At 62.5% G+C, this 22,331-nt stretch carries 19 protein-coding genes; 13 read left to right on the top strand and 6 right to left on the bottom strand.

Annotated elements, in window-relative coordinates; genetic code table 11:
- Window positions 1-127: 127 nt before the first annotated feature.
- On the bottom strand, window positions 128-715 hold the full coding sequence (locus SM766_RS16340; protein ID WP_065271666.1) for an MlaC/ttg2D family ABC transporter substrate-binding protein: 588 nt from the start codon (window positions 713-715) through the stop codon (window positions 128-130).
- A gap of 3 nt (window positions 716-718) precedes the next feature.
- A complete protein-coding gene (locus SM766_RS16335; RefSeq protein ID WP_065271665.1) occupies window positions 719-1,483 on the bottom strand; it encodes an MlaA family lipoprotein in 765 nt (254 codons plus the stop codon).
- 188 nt (window positions 1,484-1,671) lie between these two features.
- Here SM766_RS16335 and SM766_RS16330 point away from each other — a divergent pair, with 188 nt between their 5' ends.
- The 6 genes from SM766_RS16330 (at window position 1,672) to SM766_RS16305 (ending at window position 7,563) form a co-directional block, all read left to right on the top strand.
- Window positions 1,672-3,405: a type I secretion system permease/ATPase gene (locus SM766_RS16330; protein WP_368948467.1), complete on the top strand. Its 1,734-nt coding sequence runs from the start codon at window positions 1,672-1,674 to the stop codon at window positions 3,403-3,405.
- Window positions 3,402-4,706 (top strand): HlyD family type I secretion periplasmic adaptor subunit, encoded by a 1,305-nt coding sequence (locus SM766_RS16325; protein WP_347508907.1) that lies wholly within the window; start codon window positions 3,402-3,404, stop codon window positions 4,704-4,706. The genes SM766_RS16330 and SM766_RS16325 overlap by 4 nt, the downstream gene beginning before the upstream one ends.
- 93 nt (window positions 4,707-4,799) lie before the next feature.
- On the top strand, window positions 4,800-5,258 hold the full coding sequence (locus tag SM766_RS16320; protein WP_368948466.1) for a RidA family protein: 459 nt from the start codon (window positions 4,800-4,802) through the stop codon (window positions 5,256-5,258).
- Complete coding sequence (locus SM766_RS16315) at window positions 5,255-6,028, top strand: glycerophosphodiester phosphodiesterase family protein (RefSeq protein WP_368948465.1); 774 nt, start codon at window positions 5,255-5,257, stop codon at window positions 6,026-6,028. Before SM766_RS16320 ends, SM766_RS16315 begins: the two co-directional genes overlap by 4 nt.
- Window positions 6,029-6,073: 45 nt before the next feature.
- Complete coding sequence (locus tag SM766_RS16310; RefSeq protein ID WP_368948510.1) at window positions 6,074-7,261, top strand: GNAT family N-acetyltransferase; 1,188 nt, start codon at window positions 6,074-6,076, stop codon at window positions 7,259-7,261.
- Window positions 7,258-7,563, top strand: a complete 306-nt coding sequence (locus SM766_RS16305) for a 4a-hydroxytetrahydrobiopterin dehydratase (protein WP_274830390.1) — start codon at window positions 7,258-7,260, stop codon at window positions 7,561-7,563. Before SM766_RS16310 ends, SM766_RS16305 begins: the two co-directional genes overlap by 4 nt.
- A 128-nt stretch (window positions 7,564-7,691) precedes the next feature.
- Here SM766_RS16305 and polA read toward each other — a convergent pair whose 3' ends face one another.
- The gene (gene polA, locus SM766_RS16300; RefSeq protein WP_368948464.1) at window positions 7,692-10,529 is read right to left on the bottom strand and encodes a DNA polymerase I; all 2,838 of its coding nucleotides are present in this window, start codon (window positions 10,527-10,529) and stop codon (window positions 7,692-7,694) included.
- 394 nt (window positions 10,530-10,923) lie between these two features.
- Here polA and SM766_RS16295 point away from each other — a divergent pair, with 394 nt between their 5' ends.
- On the top strand, window positions 10,924-11,832 hold the full coding sequence (locus tag SM766_RS16295) for a hypothetical protein (RefSeq protein ID WP_368948463.1): 909 nt from the start codon (window positions 10,924-10,926) through the stop codon (window positions 11,830-11,832).
- Window positions 11,833-11,965: 133 nt separating this feature from the next.
- On the opposite strand, the gene SM766_RS16290 is transcribed toward SM766_RS16295, so the two are convergent.
- Window positions 11,966-12,148, bottom strand: a complete 183-nt coding sequence (locus SM766_RS16290) for a zinc-finger domain-containing protein (RefSeq protein ID WP_065271657.1) — start codon at window positions 12,146-12,148, stop codon at window positions 11,966-11,968.
- A 71-nt stretch (window positions 12,149-12,219) separates the two neighbouring features.
- Here SM766_RS16290 and SM766_RS16285 point away from each other — a divergent pair, with 71 nt between their 5' ends.
- On the top strand, window positions 12,220-13,149 hold the full coding sequence (locus SM766_RS16285; protein ID WP_065271656.1) for an ABC transporter ATP-binding protein: 930 nt from the start codon (window positions 12,220-12,222) through the stop codon (window positions 13,147-13,149).
- An 11-nt stretch (window positions 13,150-13,160) separates the two neighbouring features.
- A complete protein-coding gene (locus SM766_RS16280) occupies window positions 13,161-13,628 on the top strand; it encodes a GNAT family N-acetyltransferase (protein ID WP_368948462.1) in 468 nt (155 codons plus the stop codon).
- A gap of 102 nt (window positions 13,629-13,730) precedes the next feature.
- Here the strand turns inward: SM766_RS16280 and SM766_RS16275 are convergent, their stop codons facing one another.
- The gene (locus SM766_RS16275; protein ID WP_274830386.1) at window positions 13,731-14,195 is read right to left on the bottom strand and encodes a DUF1203 domain-containing protein; all 465 of its coding nucleotides are present in this window, start codon (window positions 14,193-14,195) and stop codon (window positions 13,731-13,733) included.
- A gap of 242 nt (window positions 14,196-14,437) precedes the next feature.
- Between SM766_RS16275 and SM766_RS16270 the strand changes: the two genes are divergently transcribed.
- The 4 genes from SM766_RS16270 to SM766_RS16255 all read left to right on the top strand — a co-directional run bounded on the left by SM766_RS16270 (window position 14,438) and on the right by SM766_RS16255 (window position 21,582).
- A complete protein-coding gene (locus SM766_RS16270) occupies window positions 14,438-17,332 on the top strand; it encodes an error-prone DNA polymerase (protein ID WP_368948461.1) in 2,895 nt (964 codons plus the stop codon).
- Window positions 17,333-17,559: 227 nt separating this feature from the next.
- Entirely contained in the window at window positions 17,560-19,092 is a 1,533-nt protein-coding gene (gene gpmI / locus SM766_RS16265; RefSeq protein ID WP_368948460.1) for a 2,3-bisphosphoglycerate-independent phosphoglycerate mutase, read from the top strand.
- Window positions 19,089-20,237: a murein hydrolase activator EnvC family protein gene (locus tag SM766_RS16260; RefSeq protein ID WP_274838203.1), complete on the top strand. Its 1,149-nt coding sequence runs from the start codon at window positions 19,089-19,091 to the stop codon at window positions 20,235-20,237. The genes gpmI and SM766_RS16260 overlap by 4 nt, the downstream gene beginning before the upstream one ends.
- Window positions 20,238-20,244: 7 nt before the next feature.
- A complete protein-coding gene (locus SM766_RS16255; protein ID WP_065273605.1) occupies window positions 20,245-21,582 on the top strand; it encodes a S41 family peptidase in 1,338 nt (445 codons plus the stop codon).
- A gap of 132 nt (window positions 21,583-21,714) precedes the next feature.
- Here the strand turns inward: SM766_RS16255 and SM766_RS16250 are convergent, their stop codons facing one another.
- Window positions 21,715-22,326 (bottom strand): glycine zipper 2TM domain-containing protein, encoded by a 612-nt coding sequence (locus SM766_RS16250; protein ID WP_368948459.1) that lies wholly within the window; start codon window positions 22,324-22,326, stop codon window positions 21,715-21,717.
- Window positions 22,327-22,331 lie beyond the last annotated feature (5 nt).

Genomic DNA, 22,331 nt, shown 5'->3' with positions numbered 1-22,331 from the left:
CAGGCAAGGCAAAACAGTGGATCATAGTGAAAATGGGTAGGGAGCGGCTCCCGCCCGCTGTTGCTGCCCTGCCGGGCCGCCGCAGCCGTTGGGCCGTGCGCCGCGCATTGCGCAGCGCGGGCAGGGATCAGCTGAGGCGCTTCAGCTCTGAGATCATCTTGTCGATGTCGCCGCGGTTGCGGTCGAGAATGGCGCCGATCTCGGTCCGTTCGGTCAGCAGAAGGTTTACGCCCTCAATATACATGTTGAAGAACAGATCCTTGCCGGAGCGGTTGGAAACCAGGAAGGTCACTTCGAACGGCGCCTGCCCCTTGAGATAGGCGGTAGTGCTGACCTCGAACCATTTCTTGACGCGCTTCACACCGGTCACCTCGAGGCGACCGCCGATGAATTCACGGAACCGCTGCCCATACTTGCGCGAGATGTAGCCCTGAAAGGCGTCAGAGAAGGCCCGTTTCTGCGCTGCCGAGGCGCGGCGAGCATCGACGCCCATCGCATAGGCAGCAATATAAGAGGTGTCGCTGTACTGGCCAAAGATCCGCTCGAAATCGCGGTACATGGCATTTTCGGACTTGCCCGAGGCAATGACGCGATTGATGTCAGTGACAAGATTGTCGATCAACCGGCTGGCCGAGTTTTCGTTCAAAGCCCAGAGCGCACTGGGCGCGGTGATGGTTGCAGCACCAGCTGCGGCAAGAAACATACGGCGGTTCATCGTTCAAAACCCTTCGGTATCCAGTTCAAACGGATCGATCTCTGTGATCTCACTGCTTTCGCCCAGCTCAAAACGGCGGTTCTGAAGGTAGATCAGACGGGCCTGCGCATAGCTGTCGGCGCTTTCGTAGAGAATCGAATCCACGGTATCAGAATATCTTCCACGGTCTCCAAGCCGACGCACGATCTCTGCGTAGACACCGATGTTGTCGGCTGGATTATGCTCAGCAAAGGAAATGGGATTGGTGAAAAAATCAACGGCGATGCCCACCGCGTCACGGGTTGTTGAAGGACCGTAAACCGGCAGTTCCACATAGGCGCCTTCGCCAACGCCCCAGACGTGCAGCGTTTCACCGAAATTGGTGTCGACCGGCGGAATGTCAAAGGCACTGGCCGGATCGCCGAGGCCGCCGACGCCGACGATGGTGTTGATGGCAAACCGCGCCAGTGCGATGCCGGATTCCTTCAGGTTACCCTGAAGCAGTGCGTTGACCGCTTGGCCCGGCATCGAGAGGTTCTCAGCAAAATGTGAAAAGCTCGTGACCATGGGGTCGGGGACGATCGCGACATAGCCTTTGGAGGCCGGACGGAAGGCCACGCGGTCAAGGCCAAGGTTGAACCGATGCACTGCCCGGTTCGTATTTTCATAGGGATCGAAGATTTCGCCCGCAGCTTTTGCCGCCGGATCCTGTGTCGCGCAGCCAGCCAAAAGCAGAGCTGATACAAGCAGGGCAGAGAGCGTTGCAAATGATCGCGTAAAAAAAGTCATCGGGTCTGGGTTTCCCTTGGTCCAAATTTGGAGCACACCGTGCGCACTTATTGGGAATCCTTCTGCTTCCCACCCTTTGAAGGCCTTGATTGTGAAACTGTGGCAGAATTGGAACAGGTTTTCTGCGGGCAGCTCGCTGCCCTGCTTTAGTATGAACAGGCGCGCTTGAACAGGTATTGGAACCAGAGATGAAGGAAAAAAATATAAAACCGGGATTTGATGAGCTTCGGTATGTGCGTCGCCGCAACCGTGGGCTTTTCTGGTCTACCGGAGTCTTCAGCTTTTTCGTGAACATGCTGATGCTGACCGGCCCGCTTTATATGATGCAGGTCTATGACCGGGTCCTGGGCAGCCGCTCCGAGGCCACGCTGGTCGCCCTGTCGCTCCTGGTGGTGTTCCTTTACGGCATGATGGGTCTTCTGGATTACGCCCGTGGCCGGATCCTGGCCCGGGCCGGGGCTCGGTTCCAGGCGGCGCTGGACCAGCGGGTGTTCGATGCCATGATCCGCCGCTCGGCGGTGGCGCGCGACCCGGTCGCCCAGACCGGCCTCAGCGATCTGGAATCGATCCAGCGGCTGATTTCCTCGCCGGTTCTGGGCGCTGCTTTCGATCTGCCGTGGACACCGGTGTTCCTGGCGGGGATCGCTCTGTTCCACCCCTGGCTTGGGCTGCTGGCCCTGACCGGTGGCGCGGTGCTGATCGGGATTGCCCTTCTCAACCAGTTGCTGAGTCGTACGCCGCTGCAAAAAGCCAATATGTCCGGCCACAAGGCCAACCTGATGTCCGAGGAAATCCGCACCGAGGCGGAGATGATCCAGTCGATGGGGATGCGCGGCGCCGCCTTCCAGCGCTGGCAGAAGGCGCGCACGTCGGCGCTGAAGGACAATATCGCGGCCAATGACACTGGCGGCGGCTTCACCACCCTCACCAAGACGCTGCGATTGTTTCTGCAATCGGCGATGCTGGGGCTGGGTGCCTATCTGGTACTTCAGGGCGAGATGACACCCGGGGCGATGATCGCCGGGTCGATCCTGATGGGCCGGGCGCTGGCCCCGATCGAGTTGGGTCTCGGTCAGTGGCCCATGGTGCAGCGCGCCATGAAAGGCTGGAGCAACCTCGGCGAACTTCTGGCCAAGGTGCCGCCGGAACAGGAGCGCACCGCGCTGCCGCAACCCAAGGCGCTGCTCGAGGTGCAGGGGCTGGCGGTGGTGCCGCCCGGCGACAACAAAGCGCAGCTGCGCAACGTGTCGTTCCGGGTGCAACCGGGACAGGCCATCGGCGTGATCGGCCCGTCGGGATCGGGCAAATCCACCCTGGCCAAGGCGCTGACCGGGGCCTGGCGCCCGGCAGCGGGCACGGTGCGGCTGGACGGGGCCTCCATCGATCAATATGCGCCGGACGTTCTGGGCCGCCACATCGGGTATCTGCCGCAGCGGGTACAGCTGTTTGACGGCACCATCGCCCAGAACATTGCCCGGCTGTCCCAGGAGCCGGATGCCGAAAAGGTTGTCGCTGCGGCCAAGAAGGCTGCCGCGCATGATATGATCGTCAAGCTGCCTGACGGCTATGACACCGCGGTTTCTTCCGGTGGGGGGCGTCTGTCCGGCGGTCAGATGCAGCGGGTTGCTTTGGCGCGCGCGCTTTATGATGATCCGGTTTTTGTCATTCTGGACGAGCCCAATTCGAACCTCGACAATGACGGATCGGTGGCACTCAATCAGGCGATCAAACAGCTCAAGGCCGAAGGAAAATCGGTGATGATCATGGCCCACCGTCCAGCGGCCATTCAGGAATGCGATCTGCTGCTGGTGATCGACCAGGGTGTACAGACCGCCTTTGGTCCCAAGGACAAGGTACTGCAGGAAATGGTCGCGAACCATCAGACGATCCGCAAGGCACGGGCCCCCGGAGGTGTACAATGAGCGTAGAAAAAGACTGGTCCGCCCGGCGTCCGCTGGCCATCGGGCTTCTTGGACTGCTGATCCTGGTCGGTGGGTTTGGAACCTGGGCGGTGATGTCCTCGATCGCGGGCGCAGTTGTGGCGACCGGTCGGATTGAGGTGGATCGCAACCGTCAGGTGGTTCAGCATCTGGATGGTGGCATCGTATCGGAAATTCTGGTTGACGAAGGCGATACCGTTGCCGCCGGGCAGACGCTGCTGCGTCTTGATGCGGCCGAACTGCACTCGCGGCTGGTGATCACCGAAGGCCAGCTGTTCGAGATGATGGCCCGCCGTGGGCGGCTTGAGGCCGAGCGCGACGAGGCGGAGGAAATCACGTTTGACGCCGAACTGGTGGCTTTGGCCCCCGAGCGGCCCGAGGTGCGCGACCTTATGGAGGGGCAGCAGCGTCTGTTCCTGGCCCGCCGGGATTCCACTGCCCGCGAGATCGAGCAACTGGAGAAACGTCGCGCCCAGATCAACGATCAGATCGTCGGCATCAAGGCGCAGCAGGATTCCATGCGGGTTCAGCTGGAGCTGATCGGCGAGGAACTGAAGAACCAGCAGACCCTTCTGGAGCGCGGGCTGGCGCAGGCTGGCACGGTTCTGAACCTGCGCCGCACCGAGGCGAACCTCAGCGGCTCTCTGGGGGAACTCCTGGCCAATCAGGCCCAGGCCGAAGGCCGCATCACCGAAATCGACATCCAGATCCTGACGCTTGGCTCGCGCCAGCGCGAAGAGGCGATCACCCGGCTACGTGATCTGCGCTATCAGGAACTGGAGCTGGCCGAAACCCGCCGCTCGGTTCTGGAGCGGCTGAACCGGCTCGATATCACCGCGCCGGTCTCGGGCGTTGTCTATGGTATGCAGGTCCACACGCCGCGTTCGGTGATCCGCCCGGCAGAACCGGTGCTGTATCTGGTGCCGCAAGACCGGCCGTTGGTGATCGCGGTGCAGGTGGTACCGACGGATATCGATCAGATCTTTGTCGGTCAGTCGGTGACGCTGCGCTTCTCGGCGCTGGATCAGCGCCAGACCCCGGAACTCTTCGGCAAGGTGACGCAGGTCTCTGCTGACGCTTTTGAGGACGAAGGTACGCGGGTCTCTTACTACCGCGCCGAGATCGAGTTGAACGAAGGCGAGCTGGAAAGACTGCCTGCGGATACCGCCCTGATCCCAGGCATGCCGGTGGAAAGCTATATCCGCACCAAGGATCATTCGCCCATGGCCTATCTGCTGAAACCGCTGAGCGATTATTTCGTCAAGGCCTTCCGCGAAACCTGATCACGCGGGCCGCCGACAGGGCGTTTTGCTCTTTTCGGCGGCCTGCTTCGGCGCTAGCGTCGCCTCCAAACAATGATCTGGAGGACAGCCGTCATGAGCATCGAAGCCAAACTTGCAGAACTGGGCGTTACCCTGCCCGAAGCCCCGGCACCGGCGGCAAACTACGTGCCCTACGTCGTAGCAGGGGACATGGTTTATGTCTCCGGTCAGATTTCGGCGGATGAAAGCGGGCTGATTACCGGCACCCTTGGCGATGACATGGAGGTCGAGGCCGGTCAGGCGGCGGCAAAACGCTGCGCCATCGCGCTTCTGGCACAGTTGAAGGCGGCTTGCGGCGGTGATCTGGAGCGTCTGGTGCGGGTCGTAAAACTGGGCGCCTTTGTCAATTCCACTGCCGATTTCACCCAGCAGCCGCAGGTGGTGAACGGTGCCTCCGATTTCCTGGTGGCGGCGCTTGGCAATGCCGGTCGGCACGCGCGCTCCGCCGTCAGCAGCCCCTCTCTGCCGCTGGGCGTTGCTGTTGAAATCGACGCGGTGTTCCAGATCAAATGAGGCCCGCACTACCGGCCCCGTTCCTGAAGCTGCCGGTGGCGCATCGCGCGCTGCACAATCTGGCGGCGGGGCGACCTGAAAACAGCCGCGCGGCGATCCGCGCGGCCATCGCGGCGGGCTATGCGATCGAGATCGATCTGCAACTCTCTGCCGACGGCCAGCCCATGGTGTTTCACGATGACACGCTTGAGCGCCTGACCGAAGAGACCGGCCCGGTCCGGGCCCGCACGGCAGAGGCGCTGCGCCAGATCCCACTCAGCGGCGGCGATGGCGAATGCATACCGGATTTCGCCGAAGTGCTGCAGTTGGTGGCCGGGCAGGCGCCGCTGCTGATCGAGATCAAGGATCAGGACGGTCAGATGGGCGCGAACGTGGGCGCGCTGGAACAGGCCGCCGTGGCGGCCTTGCAGGGCTATGAGGGGCCGGTGGCACTGATGTCTTTCAACCCGCATTCCGTGGCCGAACTGGCGCGTCTGGCGCCTCATATCGCGCGCGGCATCGTCACCAGCGCCTATGTGCCCGAAGAATGGCCTGAACTACCCCGCGCGGTCTGCAACGATCTGCGCAATATTCCGGATTTTGACCGGGCAGAGGCCTGTTTCATCAGCCACGAAGCCAGCGATCTGGCCCGACCCCGGGTGCAGGCGCTGCGCGATGCCGGGGTTCCGGTGCTGTGCTGGACCATAACTTCGCCTGCCGAAGAGGCGGAGGCGCGCAGCTATGCTGACAATGTGACCTTTGAGAATTATCTTTCCCCGCTGCCGTCTTGATCCGCCCCGGACAGGGGCCAGATACTGATGAGCAAAGGAGGCCGCATGGATCAGGCACGGATCGAAATTCAGGTTCTGGAGTCCCTGTCGCAGATCGCTGCCGGGGACTGGGACGCCTGCGCCTGCTCCGAGGCCGCGGATGGTAGGCGCCCGCTCGATCCCTTTACCACCCATAGGTTTCTGCTGGCGTTGGAGCAAAGCGGATCGGTCGGGCGCGGCACTGGCTGGCAGCCGCAGTATCTGACCGCCTATCAGGACGGGCAGCTGATCGCCTGCGCGCCGCTTTATGCCAAATCGCACAGCCAGGGCGAATATATCTTCGATCACAACTGGGCCCATGCCTATGAGCAGGCGGGCGGGCGTTATTATCCCAAGCTGCAGATCGCGGTGCCCTTTACTCCCGCAACCGGTCGCCGCCTGCTGGTGCGCCCAGGCGCCGAGGGCATCGGCCATTCGGCGCTGGTGCAGGGCGCGGTGCAGCTGGCGGCGGACAATCACGTCTCTTCGCTGCATGTGACCTTTTGCACCGAGGAGGAAGCGCAGATCGGTTCCGAGATCGGATTGATGAGCCGCGCCACTCAGCAATACCACTGGCTGAACGACGACTATGCCGATTTCGACGATTTCCTTGCGGCGCTGTCGTCGCGCAAGCGCAAGACACTGCGCAAGGAACGGCGGCAGGCGCAGGCGTTTGGCGGTGAGATCGCCTGTTACACTGGCGCTGATCTGCGCCCCGAGCACTGGGATGCCTTCTGGGAGTTCTATCAGGACACCGGCAGCCGTAAATGGGGCTCTCCCTACCTCAGCCGCGCCTTCTTCGATATCGCGCATGAGGTCATGGCGGATGACATGCTGCTGGTGCTGGCCGAACGGGACGGGCGCCCGGTTGCCGGGGCGCTGAACTTCATCGGTCGCGAGACGCTCTATGGCCGCTACTGGGGCTGCATCGAGCATCACCCGTTCCTGCATTTCGAACTGTGCTATTATCAGGCGATTGAACAGGCCATCGCGATGGGGCTGAAGCGGGTCGAGGCCGGCGCGCAGGGTGAGCACAAGCTGGCGCGCGGTTATTTGCCGACGCAGACGCACAGCCTGCATTGGATTGGTGATCCCGGGTTCGCAGATGCGGTACAACGCTATCTGGAGGCCGAGCGGGCCGCGGTCGAGGAAGAGATCGAGATCCTCACCGATTATGGTCCGTTCCGAAAGGCACAAGTGGAGGAACAGGAATGACCGAGAAACTCTCCGAGGCCACCCGTGGCCCGCTGCTGGATCCGCTGTTCGCTGCGGGCTGGAGCATGGTGGAAGGGCGCGATGCCATCACCAAGGTCTATCTGTTCGCAGGTTTCGACGAGGCCTTTGGCTGGATGACCCGAGCGGCGATCTGGGCGGAAAAGTGGAACCACCATCCGGAGTGGCGCAATATCTACAACCGGGTCTGGGTGGTTCTGACCACCCATGACGTGGGAGGCCTCAGCGCGCAGGATGCCAAACTGGCGCGCAAGATGGACGCGCTGTTTGGCCGGGTTGAGTAGGCGCGCGGCCAACCCAGCCTGCAGGTAAAAAGCCAGTAACTGAAAGATATACCCCCGGCTGCCAAGCAGCCGGGGGTACTTCTAGGCCTGGGATCAGGTTGGAACAGGTTGGATCAGGGCGGGCGCGCTTAGTGGGCTTCGGCCCAGTTGTCGCCGGTCCCGGCATCGACGGTCAGTTTCACATCCAGATGCACCGCCGGATCTGCGGCGCTTTCCATCACCCGGCGGGCGGTTTCGGTGGTTTCCTCCACCGCCGACTCGGGCACCTCGAAGATCAATTCGTCGTGCACCTGCAACAGCATCTTGGCGGGCAGGTGGGCGATGGCATCCGGCATCCGGACCATGGCGCGGCGGATCACGTCGGCGGCTGTGCCCTGGATCGGCGCGTTGATCGCAGCCCGTTTGGCAAAACCGGCGCGCGGTCCCTTGGCGTTGATCTCGGGCGTGTGGATCTTGCGCCCGAACAGGGTCTGCACGTGGCCGTGCTCCTTGGCGAACTCCACGGTGCTGTCCATGTATTTTCGGATACCGGGGAAACGTTCGAAATAGCGGTCGATGAAGCCCTGTGCCTCTGCCCGCGGGATACGCAGATTGCGCGCCAGGCCAAATCCCGAGATGCCGTAGATGACGCCAAAGTTGATCGCCTTGGCCTTGCGGCGGATGTCGGGCGTCATTTCATCCAGCGGCACGTCAAAGACCTCGGAGGCGGTCATGGCGTGAATGTCCAGCCCATCGGCAAAGGCCTGTTTCAGCGTGCCGATATCGGCCACATGGGCGAGGATGCGCAACTCGATCTGGCTGTAGTCGAGCGACAGCAGCTTGTTGCCGGTCTCCGCCACGAAGGCCTCGCGGATGCGGCGGCCTTCCTCGGAGCGGACGGGGATGTTCTGCAGGTTCGGATCGGCTGAGGCGAGGCGTCCGGTGTTGGCGCCGGTCTGCACATAGGAGGTATGCACCCGCCCCGTTTCCGGGTTGATGTGATCCTGAAGCGCGTCGGTGTAGGTCGATTTCAATTTCGATAATTGCCGCCAGTCCAGCACGCGGGCGGGCAGTTCGTGTTCGGTCGCCAGCTCTTCCAGGATATCGGCGCCGGTGGCATAGGCGCCGGTCTTGCCTTTCCTGCCGCCTTCGATGCCCATCTTGTCGAACAGGATCTCGCCCAGCTGTTTCGGGCTGCCGACGTTGAAGCTTTCACCGGCGAGGGTGTGGATCTCATCCTCCAGCGCCGCCATCTTCTGGGCAAAGGCGTTGGACATGCGGCTCAGCGTGTCGCGGTCGACCTTGATGCCGTGACGCTCCATCCGGGCCAGCACCGGCGACAGGGGCCGTTCCAGCGTTTCATAGACGGTGGTGACCTTTTCGCGGTGCAGCTGCGGTTTGAACGTCTTCCACAGGCGCAGGGTGATATCGGCGTCCTCGGCTGCGTAAGGCACGGCATCGGCAATCGGCACCCGGTCGAATGTGATCGCGGATTTGCCTGTGCCCAAGAGAGGCTTGATCGGGATCGGCGTGTGATCAAGGTACCGTTCCGAAAGCGTGTCCATGCCGTGACCGTGCTCCCCCCCGTGCAGGGAGTATGACAGCAGCATGGTGTCGTCATAGGGCGCGACGGTGATGCCATCCGCAAAGCCCGCTCCGCGTTGGCGGGCCATGATCTTGGCATCGTATTTCATGTTCTGGCCGATCTTGAGGGTCGCGGGATCCTCAAGCACCGGTTTCAGCATCGAAAGTGCCGTGTCGAAATCCATCTGGCCCTCGGCCAAGGCATCCGATCCAAAAAGATCGTCGCTGCCTGCCTCGGCCTTGTGGGTGAGCGGGATATAGCAGGCTTCGCCCGGCTCCACACACAGGGATACACCTACCAGATCGGCGGTCATTTCATTGAGGCCGGTGGTCTCGGTGTCAAAGGCAACCCAGCCGCGGCCCCGGATCCGGTCGATCCAGACCTGCAGCGCCTCGGCATCGCGTACGCATTCGTATTTTTCGGCGTCGAAAGGCACGGCCTCTGCCGGATCGTCCTCTGCTGCCGCAGCGGGGGTAGCGGTGGGCTCGGGGATCACCGGCGCTTCGCGGCCCATCTGCTTGGCCATCCGGGTGCTGAGGGTGCGGAATTCCATCTCGGTCAGGAAATTCAGTACCGTATCCGGATCGGGTTCGCGCAGTTCCAGATCATCAAGCGAGAAGTCGAGCGTCATGTCGCAGTCCAGCTGCACCAGCTTTTTCGACAGTTCGATCTGGTCGCGTTTCTCGATCAAGGTCTGGCGGCGCTTGGGCTGTTTGATTTCTTCGGCGCGGTCCAGCAGCTCATCAAGGCTGCCGAATTCATTGATCAGCAGCGCGGCGGTCTTGATCCCGATGCCCGGCGCGCCGGGGACGTTATCGACGCTGTCACCGGCCAGTGCCTGCACATCGACCACCCGGTCGGGGCCGACGCCGAATTTTTCCATCACGCCGTCACTGTCGATGCGCTTGTTCTTCATCGCGTCCAGCATCTCGACGCCGCCGCCGACCAGCTGCATCAGGTCCTTGTCCGAGGAAATGATGGTGCAGCGCCCGCCCGCATCGCGCGCCTGATGGGCCAGGGTGGCGATGATGTCGTCGGCCTCGAAACCTTCGATCTCCTTGCAAGCGATGTTGAAGGCACGGGTGGCGTCGCGGGTCAGCGGGAACTGCGGACGCAGGTCTTCGGGCGCAGGCGGGCGGTTGGCCTTGTAAAGATCATAAAGATCGTTGCGGAAGGTCTTGCCCGAGTGATCGAAGATGACTGCCACATGGGTGGGCGCATCGGGGCCGGTATTGGTCTCGATGTATTTCACCAGCATGTTGCAAAAGCCAGCAACTGCGCCGATCGGCAGCCCGTCCGATTTGCGCGTCAGTGGCGGCAGCGCGTGGTAGGCCCGGAAAATGAAGGCCGAGCCGTCGATCAGGTGAAGATGGCAGCCTTTGCCGAATTGCGTACCGCTCATGACTGTCGCGCTCCTTCCCGGGAAACTGTTCGTGTTCTGTTTTCGGGTTATCGGTGATCCGATGGCCAAGGGCAATTGGAGTTTCCGCAAAGCCGGGCAATCAGCAGGATTGCGGGGCATGGGTAAGGACGGCCCGCTTCCCTTTTGCCGGGGAGGGGCGGGGGCTGTCCGGCCTATCGGCCTGACGAGATACCAAGATTGGCGGCACGAAAACCGGGCATCAGGCTAGTGGTAAACAGTCTGTTTCCACCCCGTGTCGGCGGTTTTTCTCCGGCATTTTAAGTTTCTGGTGTATCAAGCGTCAATCGCGCGTGCCCGAGGTGGGAGCCTGGGGGGATGCTGAATTTGGAAAAATCTGTTCCACCAACCTTGCGTTTGAGTGAAGGAGAACCGGATGCCGGATTATGCAAAGGTCTTCAATTATGAAGCAGAAGGGCTGTCCTACACGGTCTCCCTTTATGAGGAAAATGGCGAATTCTTTGCCGATATTTCGGTCGTCGAAGGGGCGATGGATGTGAATGCCGTCTATTTTGGCGACGACGACTTTTCGGGTGACAGCGCCTCGCTGGATGGTCCGCTCAACATGAACGGGACCCGGCTTGAAGGCGATAAGATCCAGTGGGACGATGCTGCAGCGCTGAGCGATCCAGGTCTTGGTCCGGAGGGGGAAGACAAGGAAACCTATCTGTCGGATGGCGATACGCTGACGGTGTCTCTGGATGTCGACAGCCTTGAAGATATTGATATTTTCGGTGTTCGGGCCACCTCGACAACCACTGATGCGGGATCGATCAAGGGCGTTTCCACGGACCCCGAAGAGCCGGAGGTGCCCGAGGAGCCGGAAGACCCTACCTACAGCAAGATCTTCTTTGGTGAGGAGTTCTCTGACACGGGCGCGCCCTTGGGCGGTACCTATATTCTGGACGAAGAACCCGATCCGAACCCCTATAACAACATCGCACTGCCCGAGGGCACCGAGCCGACCTTTGAAAACTACCTGTCCTACTTCGATACGGACGAGGTCTATGGCGAAGTAACCTCAATCGAATCCATCATCTTCTATGGCGATGGCGCGGATGGGGAACCCGAGGAACTGTTCCGAATCGATGCACCCGAAGGCGGCTTTCAGGATGCTGATGAGGTGCTGATGGCCTATGATGACGCGCTTGAGGGCCTCTCGGCCTCTGGCGATGAGTCCGGTCAGGAGCTCATGGCGGCGCTGAGCCTTGAGCCGGATGCAGAGAGTGACGCGGGCGCGAGCGAAGAGGCGGCTATGGACGAGGACGAACTCGACATGGTCTGAGGCCACGGGCCAGATAGCGGATAATTCCGAGCTGACTGGCCCAAATGACGATAGAATATAGAAAAGGCGCCTCCGGTCTCCCGTGGGCGCCTTTCGTCGTCTCAGGCATGCTGATCTGCCGGAAAAGGCGGGATCAGTTGGCTTTACCTTCGAAATCCTTGTGGATGTACTTGCAGTCGCAATAGGGGCATTCGACCCAGCCGGTATCCTCGGGGATCTGCAGGTAGACCCGCGGATGTCCGAGCGCGCCTTCGCCGCCGTCGCAGGCGACACGGTAGCTGTCAACGATCTTGGTTTCAGGCGCTTCGATGGTCATCGGCTGGCGATCCTCTTGCTGATGGGTTAGGGGCTTTATGTGACAGGACAGCCGAGGGAGCAAGAGCCGCGATGACTGATGATGCAATCCGGATCGAAAGCTTGCGCAAAACCTACAAGGGCGGCAAGGGCCAGCCCGAGAAACACGCGCTGAAGGGCATCGATCTGACGGTGCCGCGCGGATCGGTCTTTGGGCTGCTCGGGCCCAACGGGGCCGGCAAGTCCACCCTGATCAACATCCTTGCGGGGCTGGTGGTGAAAACCAGCGGCAAGGTGACGATCTGGGGCTTTGATCAGGACGAAAACCCGCGCCAGAGCCGCGCTTCGATCGGGGTGATGCCGCAGGAGCTGAATCTGGACCCCTTCTTCACCCCGCGCGGCGCGCTGGAGGTGCAGGCGGGCCTTTATGGCGTGCCGAAATCCGAACGCTACAGCGATGAGATCCTGCGCATGATCGGGCTGGAGGACAAGGCCGAAGCCTATGCCCGGACCCTGTCGGGCGGCATGCGGCGGCGGCTTTTGCTAGGCAAGGCGCTGGTGCACCGTCCCAATATCCTGGTGCTGGACGAACCCACCGCCGGGGTGGATATCGAGCTGCGTCAGATGCTGTGGGAAAACGTGCGCAAGCTGAACCAGCAGGGCATGACCATCATCCTCACTACCCATTATCTGGAAGAGGCCGAGGAGATGTGCGACGAGATCGCCATCATCAACCAGGGCGAGGTGGTGGCGCGCGACAGCACCGCCAATCTGCTGGGCCGTCTCGATGCCCGCGCCATGGTGGTGCATCCGGCCGCTCCGGTGAGCGATCTGCCAAAAGGCGAAGGCATCGAGTCCGAGCTGCGCGGTGATGGCGCCGTGGTGTTGCGCTATCACAGCCAGAAAACCAGCGCCGAGGATGTGCTGGCCGCCGTGCGCGCCGCCGGGATCTCGATTCGCGATGTGAAGACCGAAGAGGCGGATCTGGAGGATGTCTTCCTCGCGCTTACGAAATCTGCCTGAGGGGCACCCCGATGCGCATTCGTCCATTCGAGGAGCGTGATGCGGCGGATTGGGGCCGCATCTTTCATGCCGCCGTGCACGGGATCGGCGCGCGGGATTATTCCCCGGCGCAATGCGTGGCCTGGAGCCCGGAGGAAGCGCCGACCGATGTGATCCGGCAGCGCGCGAAGGATGGGCGACAGATCTGGGTCGCAGCGGATCAGGATGACGTGGCGCAGGGGTTCATCGAGCTGGAGCCGGATGGCCATATCGACTGTTTCTACATCGCGCCGGATCATGCGGGCACAGGCCTAGGCGCGTTGCTCTATGCTCGGCTTGAGGAGGAGGCCTTCGCACAGGGCCTGTCCGGACTTTACGTCGAGGCCAGCGAGGCCGCCCGCCGGTTCTTCCTGCGGCAAGGATTCACCGATGAGGGGCGCCGCGATTTCCTGCGCCGGGGCGTGGCCATGCATAACTATGCCATGGGGAAAGCGCTGTAGGCGCCAACCTGTTCGTCCGGCCGTCAGGCCGGGCAGCGCCCAACCCTCCCCCAGGGAGGGCGCGTTGCACCCACCCTGGGTCGGGCGCTGGCCTACTTGCATTCACTCTCGATCAATTCGCGCCTGATAGCAGTTGTTGCGAGCCGATCGGATGTGGATATAGGCGATGCGGGGATCGGCGAAGATCTCCTCGGCCTGTCCCATCATGCGCTCCGCCTCCACCACCGCGCCGGTGCCATAGACGATACGGTCATCCTGTCCGTAACCCTTGATCAGATAATCGGGAGAGCCTTGCAGCACCTCGGGCATCGCGTCCCCTTCGTGGCGGGAGCATTCCTCTGCACAAAGAAAAATCGGCCCGACCTCGGCATAGGGCTGCGGGGTGGGAAAGGGACGGTGGGCAAGGATCAGCATCCCGGCGCCTTCGGGGATGTAGCGCAGGCAGTGGCGGCAGGGATTTCCGGCTCCGCCTGATGTGCTACGTTCCGGTGTCTGGCCGTTTGCATCAAGGCCTCCGGCCTGCAGGGCGCGGGCGGTGTCGGTTGTAAGGGCGGTGATTGTCAGCATGTCTGTCTCCTGTTCTGACGCGACATTGCCCGCAGTGTCAGGGCGGTGGCGACCCGGATCCTGCGCATCCGGCTGATGGTGAAAGCAGGCAGAGGCTCCCGCCCGTTTCAAAACCGGCAGGGCCGGATTTTCCCCGGTTGGGCGTGGCGCGGATCCCCCTTCGGGCGGGATCCGCGGGGCGGCACCTTGTGGCGGAATGGGTGACTCGAAATAAGAACAAAACATGAATATATACTGGAGGCATGTCTGTTGAATTCGCGATTCTGTCCAACTTCACCTTTCTCACCGGGGCGTCGCACCCGGAGGAGTACGTGGAGCGTGCGGTGGCGCTGGGGATGGAGGCGCTGGCCATTGCGGACGAGAATTCGGTGGCGGGGATCGTGCGCGCGCACAGCCATTGCCGCGATATTGCCCGGCGTGTGGCAGAGCGACAGGCCTGGGACCGGGACAATACGCCCATCGGGCCGCCCCGGCCTGCGGATGTGTCACCCGCGCCGTCCTTTCCGATTTATGCGGTGCCACGGCTGATCCCGGCAGCGCGGCTGGTGTTCGCCGATGCGCCGCCGCTGATCGCCTTGCCAGAGGACCGCATGGGCTGGGGGAGCCTGTGCCGACTGATCTCGGCTGGGCGGTTGCGGGCCGAAAAAGGCGCCTGTCATCTGGAATTGGCCGACCTTCTGGAGCAGGGCGAGCGGCTGCACCTGCTGCTCCTGCCACCGGCGGAACACCTGCCGGGCGGCGCGGGCGGATGGGCGCCGCATATAAAGGCGCTGACGCGCCGCTTTGCCGGGCGGATGCACCTGATGATGGCACCTGCTTATGATGGGCGGGATGGGCGTCGCTTTGCCCGGCTGGAGGAACAGGCAAACACGCTGAACCTACCCACGATTGCCAGCGCCGCCCCGCGCATGCACCACGGATCGCGCCGCCGCCTTGCGGACGTGCTCAGCGCCATTCGCCTGCGCTGCCGGGTCGAGGATCTGGGCCGCGCCGCCCTTGCCAATGGCGAACAGCGCCTGCGTGCACCGCATGAGATGCAGCGGATCTTTCGCGGGCATGAGGGGGCGCTGACCCGGGCGCAGGATCTCGCAGCGCGGCTCACGTTCTCGCTGGATGAGCTGCGCTATGACTACCCGGATGAGGGGCTGGAGGGTGAAACCCCGTCCGCGCGTCTGCGCCGTCTGGCAGAAGAGGGGCTGATCTGGCGCTATCCCGCAGGCGCGCCGCCAAAGGTGCGCGACATGCTGGAGCATGAGCTGACGCTGATCGCCCGTCTGAAATACGAGCCTTATTTCCTGACTGTGCGCGACATCGTCGATTTCGCGCGTTCGCGCGGGATCCTGTGCCAGGGGCGTGGCTCGGCTGCGAATTCGGTGGTTTGTTATTGCCTGGGCGTCACCTCGGTCAGCCCGGAAACCGGCACCATGGTGTTTGAGCGCTTTGTCTCCGAGGCCCGCGATGAGCCGCCCGACATCGATGTGGACTTTGAGCATGAGCGCCGCGAAGAGGTGATCCAGTGGATCTATGACCGCTATGGCCGCCACCGGGCGGGGCTCTGCGCGACGGTGATCCATTACCGAGGCAAACGCGCGATCCGCGAGGTGGGCCGCGCCATGGGGCTGAGCGAGGATACCATTGCCGCCATGTCCTCGCAGCTGTGGGGCAGTTTTGACCGCAGCGGCGGCGGCGATGCCCGCCTGCGCGAGATCGGACTAGATCCCGACGCGCCCCGCCTGCGCCAGACGCTGGATCTGGTGGGGCAGATCATCGGCTTTCCGCGGCACCTTAGCCAACATGTCGGCGGTTTCATCATCACCGCGGGGCGGCTGGATGAATTGGTGCCGATCGAGAACGCCACCATGGAGGGGCGCACGGTCATTTGCTGGGACAAGGACGATATTGACGCGCTGGGCATTCTCAAGGTCGATGTGCTGAGCCTTGGCATGCTGACTTGCATCCGCAAGGCCTTTGACCTGATGCGGCAGCATCACCGGTTGGATTACGCGCTGGCGACGCTGCCGCCCGAGGATCCGGCGGTCTACGACATGCTGTGCCGGGCCGACAGCATTGGTGTCTTTCAGGTCGAAAGCCGGGCGCAGATGAATTTCCTGCCCCGCATGCGGCCGCGCAATTTCTACGATCTGGTGATCGAGGTGGCGATCATCCGCCCCGGCCCCATTCAGGGCGATATGGTGCATCCCTATATCCGCCGCCGCAATGGCGAGGAGCCGGTGGAGTTCCCCTCCGACGCGCTGGGTGAGGTGCTGGGCAAGACCATGGGCGTGCCGCTGTTTCAGGAGCAGGCGATGCAGATCGCCATGGTGGGGGCGGGCTTTACCCCCGAACAGGCGGACCGGTTGCGCCGTTCGCTGGCGACCTTCAACAAGCACGGAAATGTGTCGGAATTCCGCAGCCTGTTCCTGCGCGGCATGGCGCGCAATGGCTATGATGCGGAGTTCTCCGAGCGCTGCTTTTCCCAGATCGAAGGCTTTGGCGCCTATGGCTTTCCCGAAAGTCACGCGGCCAGTTTCGCGCTCTTGGTCTATGCCTCGGCCTGGATCAAATGCCACCATCCGGGGATCTTTGCCTGCGCTCTGCTCAATTCGCAGCCGATGGGGTTTTATGCGCCTGCGCAGATCGTGCGGGACGCCCGCGCCCATGGGGTGGAGGTGCGCCCCATCTGCATCAACGCTAGCTACTGGGACAACGTAATGGAGCCGGACGGGCAGGGCGGGCTGGCGCTGCGCCTTGGCTTCCGACAGATCAAAGGGCTCAGCGACGAGGATGTCAGCTGGCTCACGGCGGCGCGCGGCAATGGCTATACTGAGGTGCAGGACGTCTGGCGCAAGGCGGGCCTGCCGCCGCCGGTGATCGAACGACTGGCCGAGGCCGATGCCTTTGCCGTGCTGGGGTTGTCGCGTCGTGAGGCGTTGTGGCAGGCCAAGGCGATTACCGCCAAGAAACCCCTGCCGCTGTTCGAGCGCGAGTTGGAAGGTGAGGCCATTGATGAACCCACTGCCCATCTGCCGCAGATGCCTCTGGGCGAAGAGGTGGTGGAGGATTACGTCGCCATGCGCCTGTCTTTGCGTGCCCATCCCGTTGCGCTGCTGCGGCATATCCTGACGCCAGAGGGGTAAGCGGCACCGAGCCAGGGATCGCGCCCGACCCTGGGTGGGTGCAAAGCGCCCTCCCATGGGGGAGGGTCGGGCGCGGTCCGGCGTTGCCGGACCAGAACGGCCTGTTGTGTCGTCCTCTACCTGCGCCCTTTGCCACATCTGGCGCTAACGGCGGTTTCCCATTTCGCGGCAAGCCTGTAGAAGGCCTTTCAACGCTGACACAGCCCGACCATGGCGGAGATGAACCGATGAGCAGACCGAAACCCGTTGTCCCCAAACCCGTCGTACTCTGTATTCTTGATGGCTGGGGCGCCGGGGAGCCGGGGGTGGCGAATGCGCCCTATCTGGCCAAGACGCCGACTTTTGATGCGATCATGGAAAAAGGCCCCACCGCGCGGCTGATCACCCATGGGCCGGATGTGGGCTTGCCTTCGGGGCAGATGGGCAACTCCGAGGTCGGCCACACCAATATCGGCGCCGGCCGGGTGGTGGCAATGGATCTTGGCCAAATCGACCTTGCGATCGAGGACGGTTCTTTCTTTGACAATACCGCCCTGCAGGAGTTTATCGCCAAGCTGAAGAAAACCGGCGGCGCCGCGCATTTGATGGGGCTGGTCTCGGACGGGGGTGTGCACGGGCATATCACCCATATCCTGGCGGCGATCAAAGCGATCCGCGACGCAGGGGTTCCGGTCTGGCTGCATGCCGTGACCGACGGCCGTGACGTGGCCCCGAAATCGGCCTTTGGTTATTTCGAGGAACTGAAAGAAAAGATGCCCGAAGGCGCCCGCGTGGCCACGGTCACGGGGCGCTATTATGCCATGGACCGCGACAACCGCTGGGAACGCGTCAAGGAAGCCTATGACGCGATGGTTAAGGGCGAGGGGCGTGCGGTGCGCGATGCCCACGACGCGGTGGATCACGGCTATAACCAGTCGGAAACTGATGAATTCATTAGCGCCAGCGTGGTGTCGGGCTACACGGGCGCACAGGATGGGGATGGCTTCTTCTGCCTCAATTTCCGCGCCGACCGCGCGCGCGAGATCCTGCGCGCTATCGGCGAGCCGGGCTTTGCCGATTTCGACACCGGCCCGCGTCCGCAGTGGGCCGCGCTGCTGGGAATGGTGGAATATTCTGAAGGACATAACGCCTATATGACCACCTGCTATCCCAAGGCGCCCATCGTCAATACGCTGGGCGAATGGGTCGCGAAACAGGGACTCACCCAGTTCCGCTTGGCCGAGACCGAGAAATACCCGCATGTGACCTTCTTCCTCAATGGCGGTAAGGAAGAGCCGGAGGTGGGCGAGGACCGTTACATGCCGAAATCGCCCAAGGTCGCGACCTATGACCTGCAGCCTGAAATGTCGGCGCCCGAGGTGACCGAGAAATTCGTTGAGGCGATCGAGAAGGGCTATGACCTGATCGTCACCAATTACGCCAACCCGGATATGGTCGGCCACACTGGCGATATTCCGGCGGCGATCAAGGCCTGCGAGGCGGTGGATCAGGGGCTGGCCAAGGTCGTCGCGGCGCTGGAAAAGGCGGGCGGCGCCATGCTGGTGACTGCGGACCACGGCAATTGCGAAGTGATGATTGACCCGGAAACCGGCGGCGCCCACACTGCTCATACCACCAATCTGGTGCCGCTGGCGCTGGTCGGCGGCCCCGAAGGCGCCAAGCTGCGCAACGGACGGCTGGCGGATCTGGCGCCGACGCTGCTGGAGCTGATGGGCCTGCCGAAACCGGATGAGATGACCGGAGAGAGCCTGCTTGCATGATTGACCGTGCCTTTCGCCTGATCCCGGGGCTGGCCCTGTGCCTGCTGATGGCCGCACCGCTGCGCGCCGAGACGGCAGCTGCCCGCGCCGCGCGGGAGGCCGCCGCCCAGCTGGAGGCAGCAACGCTGCGGATGGAACAGGCCGATGGCGCCCGCGACCGGGTCAAGGCGCTGAGCGAGACGATCCACGCCTATGAGGCCGGTCTGGCTGCCATGCGGGACGGGCTGCGCGGCGTGGCACGGCGGGAAACCCAGCTCACTGCGCAATTGCAGTCGCGCGAAGGCGAGATTGCCGAGCTGCTGGGGGTCATCCAGACAATTGAAACCTCCTCGCCGCCGGTGCTGATGCTGCATCCTTCGGGGCCTTTGGGGGCGGCGCGCTCGGCGATGATGCTGGCCGAGGTTGCACCGGGGCTCAATGCGCGGGCCGAGGCGCTGCGCGCGGATCTGGAAGAGGTGCAGACCCTGCGCCTGTTGCAGCAGGCGGCGGCGGGCAAGCTGGAAGAGGGGCTGAGCGGCATCCAGCAGGCGCGCACCGCGCTTTCGACCGCGATTGCCGACCGCACCGATCTGCCACGGCGGTTTACCGAGGATCCGATGCGCACGGCGGTACTGATCTCCTCGACCGAGACACTGTCCGGCTTTGCCAGCGGGCTGTCGGAAATTGCCGACGGTGCGGTGATCGAAAGCCGCGCTGACATCAGCGATCTGCGCGGCGATCTGCCGCTGCCGGTCGAAGGGCTGGTGCTGCGCGGCTATGGCGACCGCGATGCCGCCGGGATTGCCCGGCCGGGCCTTCTGGTCGCGGCCCGTCCAAGGGCATTGGTGACCAGCCCCACGGCGGCGACGATCCGCTATCGCGGGCCACTGCTGGATCTGGGCAACGTGGTGATTCTGGAACCGCAGCCGGACACGCTGTTTATCCTGTCAGGGCTGGCAGAGGTCTATGGCACTGCCGGTCAGGTCATTCCCGAAGGCACCCCGGTGGGTTTGATGGGCGGTCAGACCCCGCAGGCTGGTGCGATTTTGTCACTAAGCGGTGAAGGGGGTGGAACTGACCGCACAGAAACGCTCTATATAGAAGTCAGAATGGACAACAGTCCGGTGGACCCGGAAACGTGGTTCCGCACCGGAAAAGGTGGATGAAGGTTTCATGAAAAAATTTGCGATGGCCGCATTTGGCGGCACGCTGGCAGGGATCGTTGCAACAACCTATGTCGCAGGCCCGCTGCTGGCGCAGGAAAGCGCCCGCGAGACGACGGTCTATGAACAGCTGGACCTGTTCGGTGACATCTTTGAACGGATCCGCTCCCAATATGTCGAAGAGGTCGATGAGAAAGAGCTGATCGAAGCTGCCATTGGCGGCATGCTCTCCTCGCTGGATCCGCACTCCAGCTACCTGTCGCCCGACGACGCCGCCAATATGCAGGTGCAGACGCGCGGTGAATTCGGCGGTCTCGGCATCGAGGTCACCCAGGAAGAGGGCTTCGTCAAGGTTGTCTCGCCCATCGATGGCACCCCCGCCGATGAGGCTGGGATCGAAGCGGGCGATTTCATCACCCATGTGGATGGCGAAAGCGTCCTCGGCCTGTCGCTGGACGAAGCGGTGGAAATGATGCGCGGCCCGGTCGGCTCCGAGATCATCATTACCGTGGTGCGCGAAGGCGAGGCGGAACCCTTTGACGTGTCGATCATCCGCGACACCATCAAACTGACCGCCGTGCGTGCCCGCACCGAAGGCGACACTGTCGTGATGCGGATCACCACCTTCAACCGTCAGACCACGCCGAACCTGGAATCCGGTCTGAAAGAGCAGATCGAAGCCGCCGGTGGCATCGACAATGTGAACGGCATCGTTCTGGATCTGCGCAACAACCCGGGCGGCCTGCTGACCGAGGCGATCCAGGTGGCCGACAGCTTCCTTGAAACCGGAGAGATCGTATCGACCCGTGGCCGCAACCCGGAAGATGGCGAACGCTTCAACGCGACGCCCGGCGATCTTTCGGGTGGCAAGCCGATCGTGGTACTGATCAACGGCGGCTCTGCCTCTGCCTCGGAAATCGTTGCAGGTGCCTTGCAGGATCACCGCCGCGCCATTGTGGTGGGTACCAAATCCTTCGGTAAAGGCTCGGTTCAGACCGTGATGCCGCTGCGGGGCGATGGCGCCATGCGCCTGACCACTGCGCGCTATTACACGCCGTCGGGCCGGTCGATCCAGGCGTTGGGCGTCAGCCCCGACATCGTGGTCGAGCAGCCTCGCCGTCGTGTTGGCGAGGAAGAAGAGGAAAGCTCGGTTGCAAACCGCTCCCGCTCCGAAGCGGACCTGCGCGGGCGTCTCAACAACGACAGCCTGACCGAGGATGAAATCCGTCAGATCGAAGAAGATCGCGCCAAGGCCGAAAAGGCCGCCGAGCTGCGCGAACAGGATTATCAGCTGGCCTATGCCATCGACATCCTGAAAGGTCTGTCGGCGCTGGGTCCGAACGACTGATCCTTAATCCACCTGATTGTCCAAAGGCCGCTCCATTCGGGGCGGCCTTTTTCAATGGTTCTGTTATGCAGGCGTAGGCCCCTGACACCGGATGTCTGGTTTCGGGGGCTGAACCCGTCCGCTGTCAGGGCGTCACTTCAAATCGGTGAAGATCTGCGAAGTAACACCAGCCTCAAGCAGGGCCGCCCTGATTTCATCGATTGCATTGATGTCGGCTGAACTGACGATGACCACGTCATTGACCACCAGCGAATAGAGCGGCGCGTCGGGCGCAAGGTTTGCCAGATATTTTTCTGCCGCCAGCTGAGACTTCGGCCCCCATTTGCCATCGTAGGCCACGCCAATCGTGTATTGCGCGTCCATGGTTATTTCCTTGCTCACGGGTTTGCCGTCGTTCAGATCCAGCAAGACCTTCTGAAGCTGCGCGTCATCGGTGATGCGGTCCGGAATGAATACGTTGGTGCAGGTCTCGACTTCTCTGTATCTGGTGACGGTGTTCTTGCTGGTTTCATTGGCGATGGCGCCGCCAACAATCGCACCGACGGCAGCGCCGGCATTCTTGTCGGTCACCACCTTGCCGATCACGCCGCCAACAATCGCCCCGCCAATGACCTTTTCGGGACTGCCGCCTTTGACGGTCTCCTGATACGGCACCATCTGGGTTTCGCATCTTGTTTCGTATGAACCGGCAAATGCCTGGGATGCCATCAGAACAGCTGTCGCTGCTGTCGCCAAAAGTTTCATGTCAC

It is taken from the genome of Pseudophaeobacter sp. A-200-2, from assembly GCF_041008815.1.
GTDB classification, from domain to species: Bacteria; Pseudomonadota; Alphaproteobacteria; order Rhodobacterales; family Rhodobacteraceae; genus Phycobacter; species Phycobacter gallaeciensis_A.
The sequence above is the reverse complement of the archived record's forward strand: the minus strand, read 5'-3'. Positions and strand labels throughout refer to the sequence as shown.